Origin of the sequence: Vibrio palustris, assembly GCF_024346995.1 — a bacterium.
GTDB lineage: Bacteria > Pseudomonadota > Gammaproteobacteria > Enterobacterales > Vibrionaceae > Vibrio > Vibrio palustris.
Window position 1 is genome coordinate 550,167 of the sequence record NZ_AP024888.1, and the last position, 14,493, is coordinate 564,659.

General features: G+C 41.3%; 14 protein-coding genes. 11 read left to right on the forward strand and 3 right to left on the reverse strand.

Going from position 1 to position 14,493, the window contains the following annotated elements; all coding sequences use genetic code 11:
• Positions 1-492: 492 nt before the first annotated feature.
• Positions 493-678 (forward strand): hypothetical protein, encoded by a 186-nt coding sequence (locus OCU30_RS14840; protein WP_077314284.1) that lies wholly within the window; start codon positions 493-495, stop codon positions 676-678.
• Positions 679-856: 178 nt separating this feature from the next.
• Here the strand turns inward: OCU30_RS14840 and OCU30_RS14845 are convergent, their stop codons facing one another.
• Positions 857-1,423, reverse strand: coding sequence for a PhnA domain-containing protein (locus OCU30_RS14845; RefSeq protein ID WP_077315071.1), 567 nt, complete (start codon positions 1,421-1,423; stop codon positions 857-859).
• A gap of 248 nt (positions 1,424-1,671) precedes the next feature.
• Here OCU30_RS14845 and OCU30_RS14850 point away from each other — a divergent pair, with 248 nt between their 5' ends.
• The 4 genes from OCU30_RS14850 to OCU30_RS14865 all read left to right on the forward strand — a co-directional run bounded on the left by OCU30_RS14850 (position 1,672) and on the right by OCU30_RS14865 (position 5,506).
• Complete coding sequence (locus tag OCU30_RS14850; RefSeq protein ID WP_077314283.1) at positions 1,672-2,109, forward strand: hotdog fold thioesterase; 438 nt, start codon at positions 1,672-1,674, stop codon at positions 2,107-2,109.
• Between the two features lie 2 nt (positions 2,110-2,111).
• Positions 2,112-2,345, forward strand: a complete 234-nt coding sequence (locus OCU30_RS14855) for a DUF3389 family protein (RefSeq protein WP_077314282.1) — start codon at positions 2,112-2,114, stop codon at positions 2,343-2,345.
• Positions 2,346-2,424: 79 nt separating this feature from the next.
• On the forward strand, positions 2,425-4,119 hold the full coding sequence (locus tag OCU30_RS14860) for an SgrR family transcriptional regulator (RefSeq protein WP_077314281.1): 1,695 nt from the start codon (positions 2,425-2,427) through the stop codon (positions 4,117-4,119).
• Between the two features lie 496 nt (positions 4,120-4,615).
• The gene (locus OCU30_RS14865; RefSeq protein ID WP_077314280.1) at positions 4,616-5,506 is read left to right on the forward strand and encodes a LysR family transcriptional regulator; all 891 of its coding nucleotides are present in this window, start codon (positions 4,616-4,618) and stop codon (positions 5,504-5,506) included.
• Between the two features lie 7 nt (positions 5,507-5,513).
• On the opposite strand, the gene OCU30_RS14870 is transcribed toward OCU30_RS14865, so the two are convergent.
• Positions 5,514-8,186 carry a bifunctional acetate--CoA ligase family protein/GNAT family N-acetyltransferase gene (locus OCU30_RS14870; RefSeq protein ID WP_077314279.1) on the reverse strand — a complete coding sequence of 891 codons (2,673 nt, stop codon included), beginning with the start codon at positions 8,184-8,186 and terminating at the stop codon, positions 5,514-5,516.
• A 228-nt stretch (positions 8,187-8,414) separates the two neighbouring features.
• Between OCU30_RS14870 and OCU30_RS14875 the strand changes: the two genes are divergently transcribed.
• Complete coding sequence (locus tag OCU30_RS14875; RefSeq protein WP_077314278.1) at positions 8,415-8,984, forward strand: SPOR domain-containing protein; 570 nt, start codon at positions 8,415-8,417, stop codon at positions 8,982-8,984.
• Between the two features lie 175 nt (positions 8,985-9,159).
• Positions 9,160-10,164: a D-alanine--D-alanine ligase gene (locus OCU30_RS14880; RefSeq protein WP_077314277.1), complete on the forward strand. Its 1,005-nt coding sequence runs from the start codon at positions 9,160-9,162 to the stop codon at positions 10,162-10,164.
• Here the strand turns inward: OCU30_RS14880 and OCU30_RS14885 are convergent.
• Positions 10,148-11,107 (reverse strand): tyrosine-type recombinase/integrase, encoded by a 960-nt coding sequence (locus OCU30_RS14885; protein ID WP_077314276.1) that lies wholly within the window; start codon positions 11,105-11,107, stop codon positions 10,148-10,150. The two genes, OCU30_RS14880 and OCU30_RS14885, sit on opposite strands and share 17 nt — an antisense overlap.
• A 104-nt stretch (positions 11,108-11,211) precedes the next feature.
• Between OCU30_RS14885 and OCU30_RS14890 the strand changes: the two genes are divergently transcribed.
• The 4 genes from OCU30_RS14890 to OCU30_RS14905 all read left to right on the forward strand — a co-directional run bounded on the left by OCU30_RS14890 (position 11,212) and on the right by OCU30_RS14905 (position 14,473).
• A complete protein-coding gene (locus tag OCU30_RS14890; RefSeq protein ID WP_077314275.1) occupies positions 11,212-11,583 on the forward strand; it encodes a DUF3319 domain-containing protein in 372 nt (123 codons plus the stop codon).
• 28 nt (positions 11,584-11,611) lie between these two features.
• A complete protein-coding gene (yciH, locus tag OCU30_RS14895; protein ID WP_077314274.1) occupies positions 11,612-11,923 on the forward strand; it encodes a stress response translation initiation inhibitor YciH in 312 nt (103 codons plus the stop codon).
• Between the two features lie 432 nt (positions 11,924-12,355).
• A complete protein-coding gene (gene mtgA, locus OCU30_RS14900; RefSeq protein WP_235861877.1) occupies positions 12,356-13,009 on the forward strand; it encodes a monofunctional biosynthetic peptidoglycan transglycosylase in 654 nt (217 codons plus the stop codon).
• Positions 13,010-14,266: 1,257 nt separating this feature from the next.
• Positions 14,267-14,473, forward strand: coding sequence for a hypothetical protein (locus OCU30_RS14905; RefSeq protein WP_077314273.1), 207 nt, complete (start codon positions 14,267-14,269; stop codon positions 14,471-14,473).
• Positions 14,474-14,493 lie beyond the last annotated feature (20 nt).

Here is a 14,493-nt window from a genome sequence, read left to right on the forward strand (position 1 = left end):
TTTGCCGGTAATACACTGGCGTAAATCTTGCTTTTCCTTGTTTGTATATCACGAAGTTCGGTGAGTGTTTGCCGAATTGTCTAGCAAATGAGGGAAGTAAGATGTGGACAAAAGATTGGATTGATACTTTGATCATTGTCGCTTGGATCAGTTCGTGGGGAGTTATTGCCTATATCGTACCGTTTACTTGATTATGCCAACACCGGTTGTCGAGTCATAAAATTCATTGAGCATTACATAAAGTGAAGCATTAGAGGTTACGCCTACTTTTTCTTATCTTTTTTGAAAGGCTGACACCTCAATATTGGAATAATAAAGGCCGCTACCATTTAATTTTACCGTTTATTTTGAATATACATTCATGGTTAAAGCTAATATATTCGCATGAAATAAACTTATCGTTTTTGATAAGAATTGTCAGTGTTAGTCTGACTCTATTTCAGTTATTGTTATCAGCATGAAGTCCATAACCTTAATAGTGAAGGGGGCATTATGCCACATACAATGTCGATGAACACATTGGAGCATACGTCTACGGATGACAAAACCTACGCGGTTAACTTCAAAGGATTGATAAAACACTTTTTCGATGTCGTAACGTTGAGAAAAGAGACCACCTCTTTTCATAACACATCGGAACTGTCTGAACACTTACTTCGTGATATTGGTTTAAACTGAATTGATCGGTAAGGAATGAAAAGCTGACTGATTGTCGGCTTTTTTTTACCCGTTAAAAACCAGCGGGGGAGGACATAAGTCAAGTGTGGTCTAGATATAGAGATATCCGTTGATTAGGGAAAACAATGCCGAAGTTGCATGGCTCCTTCGGCATCAATAACAGAGTGCAACGTAATCGTTATTTTTTACGACAGAACTCTGCGATAATGTACATAGATTGGCCGTTGGCTTTACCTGATACTAGTTTAGGGTCGTCAGATACACTGATTCCTCGCACCACTGTACCTTGCTTAATCACCTGTGATGAACCTTTTATTGGTAAATCTTTAATGATAGTGACGTCGTCACCTTTTTTGAGCTCTACACCGTTAACGTCACGAGGTTTTTCAGCATCGTCATCCATGCCAATCTCAGCCCATTTTTGAGTCTCTTCTTCCATATACATCATATCGAGAAGATCTTGAGCCCAGCCATTATCAGCAGAAAGGTGTTTTAGTTGACGCCATGCAAGTACTTGTACCGCAGGCTCTTGGCTCCACATACTATCGTTTAAGCAACGCCAGTGGTTCATATCCATCGTTTCTGGGTCTTCAACTTGTGTACGACAAGTTTCACAAAGCATCACCGCATGATCTACGGTTACGTTTGTGTGCGGTGACACCACGTAAGGAGAGAGAGGAGCGTCGGAATTGCAAAGCTCACAATGAGCGTTACAACGTGCAAGTAAAGTTGCTTCTGTAGACATCATATCACCATTTATAAAATCATTGAGGAGCGTATTATCCATTTTATACACAAAATTTAAAGGGTTATTCGTGATATTACGCAAATTAATCACACTCTTGGTCTGTTATTACTAATTAACGGCTAAATATGAGCTTAATGTATAGAAAAACATTCCATAGCAATGATAAAGTTATTTTATTCGTTATAGTTTTCGTGGTGAATGGTTGCGTAACCACGTAGCAAACCTATAAAAATAGAGGTTAGAGTATGAAAATTTGGAAAAAGCCAATAAGTCTCGATATTCTTAATCATACATCCACCAATACGTTGATCGAACATCTTAATATTGTCTATACCGACATAGGAGATGACTGGCTTTCGGCCACGATGCCTGTGTGCTCTTTTACCCATCAGCCTATGGGGTTATTGCATGGGGGCGCATCTGTAGTTTTAGCTGAAACCTTAGGGTCGGTCGCTGGTTTTTTCAGTGTGGATGAGAACAGTTATTGTGTCGGAATTGATATTAATGCAAATCACATGCGTGGGGTACGTTCGGGAACGGTAACGGGTACCGCCGTGGCTCTTCATCGTGGCGCAATGACCCAAGTGTGGCAAATTGATATTCGAGACGAAAAAAACCGTTTGGTTTGTGCGAGTCGGATAACCTTAGCCGTAAAACATCACACAGCAAAAGACAAAACCTAACCATGCGTATTGAATTCTCTCGCGGCATACTGATCGTGACTCCCCATGAAATCTTAATTCGTTTGACGGATATGCCCGATACCGTCCTACAAGCACAACAAGAGTCGATAACGTTATTTGGTCAAGAAGCCAATGTTATCATGGCAAATGGCGGTGGTGTTAAGTGGTCTATAAAAGTAGACAATACGGATCAATTAAAATGGATTAGCGAAGAGTTAGGATGTGAAATTCGTTAAAGCCGCTTCAGACACTTGCATCAAAGATGAAAAATAGGGAAACTAAAACGCTAGTCAGTAAATAGTGAGTTTCCTCCTTATGAGCAGTCCAAGATTACGCGTTCAGTTTGAAACGCTGTTTGAACATTTTCACGGCGAAGATGCTGAGACTCAGCTCGATGATGTCACTGACATTCTCTGCTGTACACGCCGTAACGCTCGTATTGTTTTGAATAAAATGGAAGAAGAAGGCTGGGTTGAATGGCACCCAGCGGCAGGACGCGGTAAACTTTCTAGGTTGTTATTTAGGCGCTCTCGAACGGATGTGAGTGAAAACCTAGCACGGCGTTACCTCGACGAAGGTAAAATTGGTCAAGCATTAAATGTACTCGACCAAGATGCGGCCAAACTGAGCAAAGTGATACAAGGTTATTTGGGGATACAGCATGCAGAAGGGTTGCCGGTTATCCGTCTGCCGTATTATCGGCCGTTATCGATGCTCAACCCGCTGAAAACGATGCGACGCTCAGAACGCCACATTGTTAAGCAAGTATTCAGTGGTTTAACTCGGCTAGATGATGACGAGCAAGTTCGGCCTGAGTTAGCGCATCATTGGGAGTCGATCACAGCCTGTCACTGGCGATTTTTTTTACGGCCAGGCGTGCGTTTTCATAACGGAGAGTTATTAACCACAGAGATTGCACTCGAGAGTTTGTTACAACTCAAGAGTTTCCACCTTTTTTCACATATTCAAGCAATTAAGTCGCCGTCTGAGTGGGTGATTGATATTTACTTATCGCGTGATGATCATTACCTGCCACTGTGGCTATCTGAAACCTGCGCGAATATTATGTTGCCCGCAAGTGAGCGCCAAGATAATTTTGATGTGTATCCCATCGGCACGGGACCATATAAAGTGCTCATCAATGATGATAAACGACTTATTTTACAAGCTTTTGATGGTTATTTTGGCTTCAGACCACTGCTAGATCGGGTGGAAGTGTGGGTAATAAGCTCGATACATTCTTCGTTAGTTTTTCCTTCTATTGACACTCCGAGTCAGCTAGGACACAAGGTGTCTTCACAAGAAGATGTTGGGCTTGATCCCGGCTGCACATATTTGTTGCTCAATCGGTGTGATGGCGTCGCAAAAAATGTAGAGTGGGCGAGATATTTGTCCCAGCGGTTACGATCATTAAACGTACTGCGGTTAATGCCTGAATCGAGCATCGTGGATATGGGGCTAGTCCCGGCGCATGGGTTAAAACCAGGCTGGTATCATCAGCCCCCCATCAATCCAGACGACACATTACCAGAGAAGCAACGTATTTCTATTGCATATCAGGCAAATCATCCCATGTATCCTGCTCTTGTTAATGTATTAAAACGTATTTTGAATTATGACGGTCTGCATGTCGATGTTATCCAACACGATTCAGAGTCCCAAACATCACCCAATGTCGATATTTGGGTGCAAAGCATGGGAATTGCAAATCGTCGAGATGAGGCTTTAGCGGCTTGGCTATTAAATGATTCACATATTCAGCATTTAAGTTCCAAAGAGAACTTTTCTCAGTGGGCCGCGCAAATTGATGCTTGGCGTAGTGTTCCGAACAAAGAATTCCCTGGGCGTTCACTTGGACAGTCATTAGTAGACAATCATCAAGTTATACCACTTTTTCACAGTTGGTTGGGGGTGTCTAAAGAGCAATGTGGATCATTACAAAACGCCAAATGTAATGCATTAGGGTGGTTTGATTTCAGCCAAGTTTGGGTCAAACCACAATTAACTTAATCAAGAAAGAATGTGCTGTAAAAAACAACACATTCTGCTATTATTTGTTCATCTGGTTTATAGTTTATTCAATAGGAACTTATTATGTCATTAGGTTTAATCGTATTTTTTATCGTTACTGGGGCCGTTATGCTCTCCAAAGAAATGAAAAACTTACGTTAATTCTTTTACCGAGTATCAAATTTACTTTTTTATCATCGTTTAGATACTTAGGTGCCATAGTTAAGAGTAAACCCACTAGGATTTACTCTTTTTTATACTCCCTAATGCACTATAACTAAATGGTTAGTGACCAATAGTTCCTAACCATCTCCGTATAATTCAAGAAATTCAGACACCTATATCACTGTTTTATTACCGTATCTTTGCATTTATCGCTAAGCAGTGTAAATTATTGGTTGAATAAATAGTACATCGCTGATGACGAAAGAGATATTGTCAGTTTGCAACATTGCTCAGGCGTAACAACCGTACATAATAAAAAGGAATAACTATAGTGCAGAGCCCTATCACTCTTGAAGCGTTACACATTCTTGATGCGATTGACCGTCGAGGAAGTTTTGCAGCAGCGGCCAATGAATTAAATCGAGCTCCGAGTTCACTTAGCTATCAAATTCAAAAACTTGAGCAAGATTTAGACATTATGATTTTTGACCGTTCAGGTCATAAAGCTAATTTTACCGAAGCCGGGCAATTGATATTAGAACATGGACGGACATTGTTATCTTCAACCGAAAAGCTCGTTCATGATGCAACAGTTTTAGCTAATGGCTGGGAACTCGAAATGACCATCGCATTTGATGGTATTATTCCAGTTAATAACTTTTTCCCTTTAGTTGATGCCCTCGGCACGGTCAGTAAAACCCGCCTACGTTTACAAGAAGAAATTTTGGCTGGTTGCTGGGAATCCTTATCGGCCAATCGTGCGGATTTGTTAGTATGCCCGAAAATAGAGACACTCCCACAAGATGTCAAATCTCAGCCATTAGGTAAGTTACAAATCGCCTGGTATGCGGCGAGCGATCATTACGTTCATAAACGTTCAGCAGGGCCATTTGATGACATCACTCGTCAAAAATATCGCATTATCGCCATTGCAGATACAGCGCGAGATCAACCAGCCATTAGTGTCAACATATTAGAAAAGCAGCCCCGTCTAACGGTGACCAATATGAGCGTGAAATGTGAAGCTTTAGTTGACGGTCTGGGGATAGGGACATTGCCAACACAAGTGGCACAGCCTTTTGTGGAAAGTGGTCAACTCATTCAAATTGAAGGCAGTGAACCACGAGAGCTAGAACTTATCATGGCTTGGCGACGTAATAAGCTAGGTGAAGCAAAATCGTGGTGTATACAATACCTTAAAAAGCATTGGACGTTGCGTTAACCGCTCGTTATTCATGGAGTGGCAATGATAATTCTGCCACTCCATCTTCCAAATAGATCTCAACTGTAAATCCGCAATGTTTCGCCAATGTAATCATGCCTTGATTCGACGGCATTGTCATACCTGATATTGTCGCTGTTCCTTTATCACGGCAGTATTGAATGGCTCTATTTAGCAACTGTTTACCTAACCCTCGAGATTTTAAATCGCTACGAACCAAAATCGCAAATTCAGCATTGGTATTATCTGGGTTAATGAGCGCCCGTGATACACCAATAATACAATTATCTTGTACCGCCACAAACGCCATTTCTCGGTCATAATCTATTTGCGTCATATTAGCCAATGCTTCGTGGTTAAATTCACCGACTTCATTAAAAAAACGCTTATAAAGATCATCTTTAGAAACTTGACGAATAAAGTCGGCATGTCGTGGTTCATCTTCGGGAAGAATAGGACGAAACGTGACAGGGTCACCTTGCTTGTCTATCCAATGGCTAATAAGCTCAGTTGGGTACGGACGAATCGCTAAACGACTTTGGCCATCACCGCTAAACTGACACAATGTTAAATCCACATCGACCAGCGTAAAACGCTCTTTGGTCGCTAATAAGGGGTGAATATCAAGGGTCTCTATTTGCGGACACTCAATGATCATTTGAGACAACCTGACTAATAACTCCGCGAGCTTAATTTTGTCAAATTGGGCGTGTCCCTTTTGCAGGCGAACTTTCCCTTGTTTTAGCGCGCGGATAATCATGTAACGTGCCAAAGTCGTGTTTAACGGCAGTAGTGATGCCACCGCATCACTGTGCTCACGCCAATCTGACCCTCCTTGACCTAATAAAATCACTGGACCAAAAATAGCATCTTGAATGACTTTTACTCGTAACTCTTCCGCTCCCGTCGTTGACGCCATGGCTTGCACTTGTAGACCTTGTACATGCGCCGCCGGGTAGGATAGTTCCGTCCGGTCAATAATCGCTTGAGCTGCGCTGGCAACTTCTTGTGCATTACGTAAATTCAGCATCACTCCCTGAACATCTGATTTATGCATAATATCAGGTGAATGCAGTTTTAGCGCGACAGGATAGCCAATTTGGTTGGCTAAATGAACCGCTTCACTGGCATCTGAAGCAACATACGTCGCTAACAAATCAAACTCATAAGCGTGTAATAAAGGCTTAATTTGATGCGTTTCTAAATCAACCTTTGAGACGTTGTTTAGCTTATCTTCAATCCAATGATGCGCGGCATCCAAATGGCCATATTGCAATGATTCTGTGTTCGTAGGGGTTTCCATCAACTGCTTTTGGTTACGACGATACTCTACCAAGTGCATAAAAGCACTTACCGCACTTTCTGGCGTCCGGTAAGTCGGAATACCAGCTTGATTAAAGCGATTACGCGCGGAATGTACGGATTGTTCACCAGACCAATTCGTTAAAATATTAAATTTTTTGGCTCGCCCATCTCTTTGAATAAATTCAATAATTCCTTGTGCAGTTTCATCTGCATCTGCAATGGCAGATGGGCTTAGCATAATCAATATAGCATCGATGTTATCACTATCGAGTAGAGCATCTAAAGTGACAATGTAACGTTTAGCATCTGCATCGCCAACAATATCGACAGGATTACTGTGTGACCAACTTTCCGGAAGCTGCTCATTCAGCCTTTCAATCACGGTAGGTTCAAGTTGTGCCAGTTTCCCACCTTTTTCGAGTAACGTATCGAGCGCCATAATCGCAGGTCCGCCACCATTGGTCATAATGGCTAAACGCTCTCCACGCAGAGGAACAGTATGTGTGAGTGTTTCTACGGCGGCAAACAGCTCATGCATCGTGTATACCCTCAGCATGCCAGAGCGCTGTATCGCCGAATCATAAACGATATCAAATGATTCCATCCCGCCGGTATGTTGATGAGTGGCGCGTGTCCCTGTTAAGGTTCGTCCACTTTTTACCACTAAGATTCTTCGGTTACGAGCAGCAGCACGCGCAGCGGACATAAATCGTCTCGCATCTCTAATGCTGTCTATATACAGCAAAATGGCAGTCGTATGGCGTTCTACACTTAGATAGTCTAATAATTCAGCGAAATCGACGTCACTGGCGTTCCCTAATGAAATAAAGTTAGAAAAACCGATACCTTTATCATTAGCCCAATCTAACATGGTGGTACACACTGCGGCAGACTGGGAAACAAACGCAATATTACCCCGCTTAGCGGTGGTCGGAGAAAACGAACCATTAAAATTAACCCACGGTAAAATGACACCTAAGCTATTTGGCCCTAAAATTCGCATTCCTGTGCGCTTTGCGATTTCTTGGCAATGCGCATTAATGGTTTCACCTTGCGCAGTGGCACTGTACATATCGGCGGATAAGATGATAGTAAACTTGACACCTTTGTCGGCAAGCTGCTGTATAAGCTCTACATTTCGAGAAGCATGAGTGCATAATATCGCGACATCAGGTACCAAAGGGAGACTCTCGATATTACGATAAGCTAACACGCCACATACGGAAGAATAACGAGGATTAACCGGCATAATAACGCCATTAAAGCCAGCGGTTAGTAGATTCTTCATCACAACATGCCCAGCACGTTCAATCCGGCTTGACGCACCGATCACGGCAACAGATTTGGGGTTGAGTAGGGCGGTTAATCGATTCATACTATTCTTTACTCACGAAAAAGTGCTTTGTGTACCATCACTATTATCATGAATTGTGTCTTGTTAAGAGTATGATTAGTGTCTTAGCGATCACAACTGTTGTGGATTAAGTCTATATTGTGTCATAAATCACAGGAAAGCATTGTATATTGGCAACATCAACTTGATTCTCGCCGTTGCTATCGGCATGATTTAACGTATATCTATATTAAGAGTGTTAGAGATCCCATGAAAAAAATTATCATCATCGGCTTGTCAGCTTTATTGTCTGCTTGTGCCACTGAACATTACGTAACCGATGTCACCTCACAGAGCCACCGGGAAGATTTTAAACTCGCTGACGTTACTCAGCCTCTTTCATCCAATCAAGATGAGATGCAAGGGGTATCTGAACAAGACGCCGCCCCGAAAATGACCCAAGCTAAGCCTCAATCAGCAGCCAAAACACCGGCAAAAAGCAAGGAGCATATGACCAGCATTGTTCCACCATCGAAAAAGCAACAACAAGCGCAAACTCGCTTTGGGTACACCATTCAAATTGTTGCGGTTGGAGCACAAAATAAAGTGGATAGTTTTGTTAAGGAATTACCAAAACAAGGCCAACCAATTTGGGAAAACTACAAAGAAGTGAACGGTACGAAATGGTTTTCAGTACTCTATGGTGATTACGCTACTCGCACACAGGCGAAACAAGCAGCAGAATCCCTACCAAAAGAGCTAAAAGACTTAAAACCATTTGTTAAAAGTATCGATTCGATTAAGAACTCAAACTTCCCGACAATGAATAAACTGAATTAGTAACCCAGAGAAAGGGGCTGTGCATATACTGAGAGACAAAGTACGCCCCTTGATTGTCGGCTAAATAACCGATTAAGCTAGAATTCAGTAAACAATGCATTAAGAGCAATGTAAGTTGTTGGCTAATCGACTATTATAGACCTAAACCTTATTGGGTAAGTCACGGATTAAGTTAATGGCAAAAGCAACAATTTTATTACTGTGTGGCGGCGCTTCGTCAGAGCACGACGTCTCTCTCATTTCAGCGAATTATATCGAACAGCAACTCACTCTTAATCATGAGTTTGACGTTGTTCGTGTCGAGATACAAGCGCAAGGCTGGTACAACAACGCACAGGAATTAGTCACGTTAGATATTAATTCGGCGACACTTGTGAGTGTGTCAGACACACATGTCATCGATTTTGTCGTACCGTGCATTCATGGGTATCCAGGAGAAACTGGCGATATTCAATCTATGCTAGATCTCGCGAATATTCCATATTTAGGTTGTGGTCCAGAAGCGAGTAGTAATAGCTTTAATAAGATCACCTCAAAGCTTTGGTATGATGCGCTCAATATCCCTAATACTCCTTATCTTTTCTTAACAGAGAATAATGATGACGCTATTGAACGCACTGAAAAAGCCGTTCAGGAGTGGGGCAACGTATTTGTCAAAGCCGCTAGGCAAGGGTCTTCCATAGGGTGTTACAAGGTCACGTCAATCAGCGCGGTAGCTGACGCCATCAAGCAAGCTTTTACTTTCTCTGAGCAAGTCTTAGTTGAAAAAGCAGTACAACCCCGCGAGCTTGAGGTTGCCGCCTATGAATACAACGACGAAGTGTTCATTACACAGCCTGGTGAAGTGATTGCGCCTAACAATGCATTTTACACATATGAAGAAAAATACGGTGCCGATAGTCACTCTTTAACTACAGTCGAGGTAGATGACTTAAGTGATGAACAACGGGATATCATTCGTGAATCAGCGAGGAAAGCCTTTGTGCACATGAAACTACGTCACCTTTCTCGCATTGATTTTTTCTTAACCCCGGACGGTGATGTCTATCTCAACGAAGTCAATACCTTCCCTGGTATGACGCCGATTTCAATGTTTCCTAAGATGCTAAAACATAATGGGCATGTCTTTTCTGAGTTTTTAGCTCAGCACATTCGTAAAGCGGTTAATCCCAAGGTTTAATTGCTAAGAACTTAAGCTTTTCTCGCTCCGCCGTATTGGTATCTCCAAGATATTGATACGGCATTGCAGCACTTAACCAGCGACCAAAACTCTGGATCTCCCGCGCTTTATATCCCTGTTTCGACAATTCTTTTACAGCACCAATTCGTGTCGATTGACCAGAAAACTTTAAGCCAGGTTGCCCTAAACGTTCTCCAGCATGACGTAAAACCCGATAAATAGATGAGTCATCCAGTGGCGCAGATGCAATATGCCCATGACGATTAATGCCACGAAATACCGGCCCCGTCTCAACACCAACCAAATTCAACCAACGCATTAATGCCTCTTTGCCTTCATCGGAGAGTTTGTAAGAGGTTTCGCCTAATTCAATCATGACGATATCGTCTTGATAGACACATTGCTCTAATAACAATTGTTTAAGCTCACCACGTTTAAGAGCACACTCAAACATCACATGATAAATGGCTAAATCACGAATATCTTTAGCGACATCACTATTAATTAAACCTTCGTGTAATTGAGATAAATGGCCAGCTGTGAATGTTTCTGCTTGTTTGCCGTCACCATACTTATCCAAACGTAACTGCATCAATAACTGCCGGATTGGCTGAGTACGTGTCGGATCGCTATAGCCCGCTAGTTTATGAATATTACTAATCGTGATGGCATACCGACGTAGCGTTGAAAATTTACGTTCCCGCGCTTCTTTTTCTAAAAAAAGGCGAATAGCCGTTGTTGATGCCGGCAAAGGAGACACTTGCTTAAATTGGCAGAACTCGCGAAATAAATTCCAATCTTTGACCATGGCCACGCATGACCGTTTCGCATACCCATTGTGGGTAATATCTTGAAAACCTTCTACCGTCAGCTCATTTAGCAAAATTGTGCGATATTGACGCTGAAGTGTAGAATCTGTGAACTCAGAACAATTTTTTTTCAATGAAAACACCATAAACTAGAAGTTTGGACAGAAAGAGACTTGCTAAGCTAAAATATACAATTATTATTTATACTAACGAAATGACACAAGAGTAGCGAGCGCTTATGGCTGTATCAATTTATCGCGGGGTGCAACTGCAATCCGCCAATGATTCGACTGAAGTTTGGCAAGCCCGAATTAAAAAACATGTTATCACGGGAAGTCTGGCAGCAGTAAAGAAAAGTATTGATTGGTGGTGTGACACTGCGTCTTTAATCGATCCAAAAGAATTTGAGTCATTACAACCCAGAAAAGATGATACGGTTAGCGCTGGCGCTCAAGAGAACTTTAATGGATACACCATAAAAAACGATACGGGAGAAGCGAATGCTTGGTATTGTTTTTTTAATGGACGCTTAATCAAAGGATCTAAGGTAGCCATTCAAAAACACATTGAAGCCTATCTTATTGCCAAGAAGCGCGCCGAAGGTAAATAGAGATAACGAACAAAGAAGTAGATATTTTATGACATTAGTATATTCAACCGACGTTGGGCGAATTGACCCAGAGCCAGAGCAAAAAATTCGTCCTCAAGGCGACGGGATTGTGCGTATTCACCGAGAAACAAAAGGGCGAAAAGGCAAGGGCGTTTCAGTAATCAAAGGCTTGGATATGGACGATGCGCCATTAAAATTGTTAGCAGCAGAGCTGAAAAAAGTGTGTGGCTGTGGCGGCTCCGTCAAAGATGGATGTGTTGAAATTCAAGGTGATATGCGCGATAAAATAAAAGCGCACTTGGAGAAAAAGGGTCATACCGTAAAACTAGCCGGTGGCTAAACCTCAAACTATGTAATAAGCCATGTTTTCAAGCATGGCTTTTTACTAGCGAAAATAACTCAAACTCATTCGATAGATACTCGTCATATTTATTGGTATGAATCAGCTAGCAAAGAAACAATTACGTGAAAGCTTCTCACGATTATTTATAGTTTAAACAGACCTGACACAATACCCATGTCACTTCTGATAAATTTACAGTCAATGCCATTTTTATTACAACACAGCTAACGTTAGACCGATTAGTGGCATTATCCAATGTTAGATTCCGCATTTAGCGTAGGTAGATGAAAATACTTTAGGCATGCACTCAAGAATGTCTTACAACCTTTGTGCGTACTTACCGTACTCAAGACTCGCAATGCCATTAAAATAGGAAGCTTTGTGACCGGAATAAAAAATCGAGTAATTCGCCGAATAAAAAAGACCATTATGGTATTTTTTGCTGTGTTACTCGGTACGCCTATATTGCTAGCACTCATTATGAAATTTGTGAACCCACCATTTTGGGGATGGGAAATTCATCGAACACTATTTCCTATTGATGGGTACCCACAGCAAATAGAACATCAATGGGTTGCGATATCAGAGATCTCGCCGTACTTACCTTTAGCGGTAATGGCGTCAGAAGATCAGCGTTTTCCCGAACACTGGGGAATCGATTTTCACGCATTATGGAAAGTGATTAAAACAAGTGGTTCTGGAGGGCCTGATCGAGGTGCAAGTACCATTACTCAGCAAACAGCAAAAAATGTATTTTTGTACCCAAGTCATACGTATATCCGTAAAGCTTACGAATTATATATTGCGCTAATACTTGAGCTTATTTGGGGTAAAGAAAGGATCATGGAAGTCTATCTTAATGTGATTGAATTCGGCCCAGGTATTTATGGTGTACAAGCAGCATCAGAACATTACTTTGGCATTAATGCGAGCCAAGTCAGTCGCTATCAAGCGGCACAACTTGCGGTCGTATTGCCTAATCCCTACAAAATTCATCCCGCACCAATGACGAGTTACGTGCGTCATCGGGTAAACTGGGTTCTTGGCCAAATGAGAAATCTTGGTCCAGTCACTTTACATTAATACTCAGGTTATAAAACAACGCTGCAAAGGGAGCGTGGGCTCACTAATAATCAGTCAGTATCTGAAAGATAACTAACTGATTATTAGGTATTTTATGGTAAATACATTATGTTTAATAGCAGCTATCTATATCTATTATCACTAGAGAAGTGGGGGTATAACAAAACACAATAGAGTAAATATCTCATCTTAACGAGATATATTCACCACAACCTTATTTAACATAACACATATAATGCGCACCAAAGGCGACATTACATATTACCTGAAAATATGCAGTAACTCATAGTATAATCCGAGATTTCGGCTAGCAATCCGAAGTACTCAACACTCACGATTACAAACACGTAATCTGACAATAAAAATGCGCACTACCAATCACTTCATTAAGTCTTAAAATAACCATTATTGAACTGAAAAGTTTGTACCTCAGTGCCTCACGAAAGTATGGCTGTGTTTAAACACCATAACATCAACTCTTATCCGTGTGGCTATCAACATGTTTCATTCACAACGTTATTGCTAACCAACTAAATGGAGCTATACCACATGCATGCATCCCATACATTTAATATGTGACAACATCACTTTTAGTTGGCCATCGGGTTAACTCCACCGTGACGTCACGTTCACCACGGTGGAGCTCTCGTATTTACTCAGTAACCGCTAAGAAAAATACGAAGAAAGAAAAACCAAAAGAAAGCGTTGCCGCTACTCCAAGGTAATACAAATATGCAGCTTTCTGAGTCATAAACATTGCCCTTAAATAAGTGTGGTCTTTAATTCTAATCGCTTTAAAGAGCAAAGTATATTACTGACATCAAAGATTTATCGATTATTAGCCGATCTTTTAGCTTACAAGTATCGCTTCTGTAAGAATGCTCACTTTCATAAGTTTAATCAATAAAACTAAGCATAATCACAACATTTATGCACAATTCTAGTTACATGATAATGAAAAACTAGATTGTGTCGCTTAAGGAAACAATCCAATAACACTGAGGAAGCTCAAAATTATCGATGATTATGATGTATGAGCATGCATTAAATTTTCGATTCTCAAATATAGTGGCTACAATTTAAACACTACCAAAATATGAAATGTTTGTGGATAAAACATCTTTGTGTCACTTTTACCAATTAATCTAATGCAATAATGCACGATTCAAACTTCGGGCCACGTGGCAACCCGTGACAGCGTAACAAGAAGTCGCATCAATAGAGAAAATGGAATAACATGACAATGAGGGAACGAACATGAAACAACGTTTAAAGATCTGTTTAAGTACAACCACATCCCTACTCGCTTTAGCGGTCAGCGCCTATTTATACTTATTTTTATCTCAAGAATGGGCACTAAAACTATTTGTGTTACTTGGTTCAGCGCTGATAATTCATCGCTATTGTTGCTTAGTTATGTCGAAACTAGTGCCTGGTGAGACATTAGAAAGCCAAGAAAAGTGAATGGTTTATATCGATGTAGA

What these genes read in the sequence shown, in the direction of transcription:
- mtgA (WP_235861877.1), top strand. Translation starts at nt 12,356, where the DNA reads ATGGTATTTTTTGCTGTGTTACTCGGTACGCCTATATTGCTAGCACTC.
- OCU30_RS14855 (WP_077314282.1), top strand. Translation starts at nt 2,112, where the DNA reads ATGCGTATTGAATTCTCTCGCGGCATACTGATCGTGACTCCCCATGAA.
- OCU30_RS14880 (WP_077314277.1), top strand. Translation starts at nt 9,160, where the DNA reads ATGGCAAAAGCAACAATTTTATTACTGTGTGGCGGCGCTTCGTCAGAG.
- OCU30_RS14890 (WP_077314275.1), top strand. Translation starts at nt 11,212, where the DNA reads ATGGCTGTATCAATTTATCGCGGGGTGCAACTGCAATCCGCCAATGAT.
- OCU30_RS14840 (WP_077314284.1), top strand. Translation starts at nt 493, where the DNA reads ATGCCACATACAATGTCGATGAACACATTGGAGCATACGTCTACGGAT.
- yciH (WP_077314274.1), top strand. Translation starts at nt 11,612, where the DNA reads ATGACATTAGTATATTCAACCGACGTTGGGCGAATTGACCCAGAGCCA.
- OCU30_RS14850 (WP_077314283.1), top strand. Translation starts at nt 1,672, where the DNA reads ATGAAAATTTGGAAAAAGCCAATAAGTCTCGATATTCTTAATCATACA.
- OCU30_RS14870 (WP_077314279.1), bottom strand. Translation starts at nt 8,186, where the DNA reads ATGAATCGATTAACCGCCCTACTCAACCCCAAATCTGTTGCCGTGATC.
- OCU30_RS14875 (WP_077314278.1), top strand. Translation starts at nt 8,415, where the DNA reads ATGAAAAAAATTATCATCATCGGCTTGTCAGCTTTATTGTCTGCTTGT.
- OCU30_RS14845 (WP_077315071.1), bottom strand. Translation starts at nt 1,423, where the DNA reads ATGTCTACAGAAGCAACTTTACTTGCACGTTGTAACGCTCATTGTGAG.
- OCU30_RS14860 (WP_077314281.1), top strand. Translation starts at nt 2,425, where the DNA reads ATGAGCAGTCCAAGATTACGCGTTCAGTTTGAAACGCTGTTTGAACAT.
- OCU30_RS14905 (WP_077314273.1), top strand. Translation starts at nt 14,267, where the DNA reads ATGAAACAACGTTTAAAGATCTGTTTAAGTACAACCACATCCCTACTC.